Origin of the sequence: Kitasatospora sp. DSM 101779 (assembly GCF_025655475.1) — a bacterium.
In the GTDB taxonomy this organism is placed as follows: domain Bacteria; phylum Actinomycetota; class Actinomycetes; order Streptomycetales; family Streptomycetaceae; genus Kitasatospora.
In genome coordinates, this window is sequence record NZ_JAHTIK010000001.1 from 3,046,270 (window position 1) to 3,047,633 (window position 1,364).

The following is a 1,364-nucleotide window of genomic DNA, read 5'->3' on the forward strand; positions in this document are numbered from 1 at the left end:
AGCATGCCGCGCCGCGGCCCGGAGCAGGGCCCCGGCGGCCGTGCCCCGATGCCCGAGCGTCCGCGTCCGGAGGCCGGCCCGCAGGGCGGCCGTCCGGCGGGTCCCGGCCAGCAGCGCCCGCTGGCGCCGCAGCAGCAGGGTCCGGCCGAGAACCCGGTCGAGTCCACCGTGCAGTTCGGCCGGCCGCGCTTCGAGGCCAGCGACATCGACCCGCGCGACCCGCTGGGCCTCGGCCTGGTGGAGCCGGTCCTGCCGGACCCGGCCACCCAGCCGGGCGGCGGCCAGCCGTTCGAGCAGCGGGCCCCGCAGCAGCCCCAGCCGCAGCAGCAGGCCCAGCCGATGGCACTGCCGACCGGCCCCGGCCCGGAGGACACCCAGCAGTGGTTCCGTCCGGAGGACGGCGGCCAGCAGCAGGCCCGTCCGCGCCCGCAGCAGCAGCAGTACCAGCCGCAGCGCCCCGGCACCTCGGCGCCGGGCGTCCCGCAGCAGCAGGCCCCGCAGGCCCCGCGTCAGCAGCAGCGCCCGCAGGCGCCGCAGCAGCCCGTCGGTCCGCAGGGCGGTCGCGAGGCCGCCGAGGCCCCGTGGCGCCCGTCGGCCAACGACGAGCGCTGGCGCCGTGCCGAGCAGGTGCGCGAGCCCTCGACGAGCGGCCTGACCACCTCGGGCCTGCCGCGCCGCACCCCGCAGGCCAACCTGGTCTCCGGCACCGCCGAGTCGGCGCCGCTGACCGGCCCGCAGGTCTCCCGCAGCCCGGAGGAGGTCCGTGGCCGGCTGACCAACCTGCGCCGCGGCATCCAGCAGGGCCGCCAGGCCGGCCAGGGACAGGGTCCGGCACAGGGCCAGAACAACTTCGGCCGCCAGCAGCAGGGCTTCGACGGCTTCGGCCAGAACCACCAGGAGCGTTGAGTTGAGTCAGATGAGCCAGGCCGCACAGAACCTGAACTGGCTGATCACCAATTTCGTGGACAACACCCCCGGGGTGTCGCACACGGTGGTGGTCTCCGCCGACGGTCTCCTGCTGTGCATGTCCGAAGGCTTCCCCCGGGACCGCGCCGACCAGCTCGCCGCCGTCGCCTCCGGCCTCACCTCGCTGACCTCCGGCGCCAGCCGGATCTTCGAGGGCGGCGACGTCAACCAGACCGTCGTCGAGATGGAGCGCGGCTTCCTCTTCCTCATGGCGGTCAGCGACGGCTCCGCCCTCGCCGTCCTCGCCGCCCCCGACTCCGACATCGGCCTCGTCGGCTACGAGATGGCACTCCTCGTCGACCGCGCAGGCGCCGTCCTCACCCCCGCCCTCCGGGCAGAACTGCAGGGCAGCCTGCTGCACTGAACTCCCGACCCCCGCAATGCGCCCGGCCCGCCCG

1 protein-coding gene and 1 pseudogene are annotated in these 1,364 nt (G+C 76.0%); both read left to right on the plus strand.

All coding sequences use genetic code 11. The features are described from left to right. A pseudogene (locus KSNIM_RS13940) lies at positions 1-906 on the plus strand (histidine kinase); the annotation flags it as partial. A gap of 10 nt (positions 907-916) precedes the next feature. After that, the gene (locus KSNIM_RS13945; protein WP_030278013.1) at positions 917-1,330 is read left to right on the plus strand and encodes a roadblock/LC7 domain-containing protein; all 414 of its coding nucleotides are present in this window, start codon (positions 917-919) and stop codon (positions 1,328-1,330) included. The last annotated feature ends 34 nt before the right edge of the window (positions 1,331-1,364 follow it).

Bases quoted from the DNA above. Each gene is read 5' to 3' on its own strand.
- KSNIM_RS13945 (WP_030278013.1), top strand. From the start codon at position 917: ATGAGCCAGGCCGCACAGAACCTGAACTGGCTGATCACCAATTTCGTG.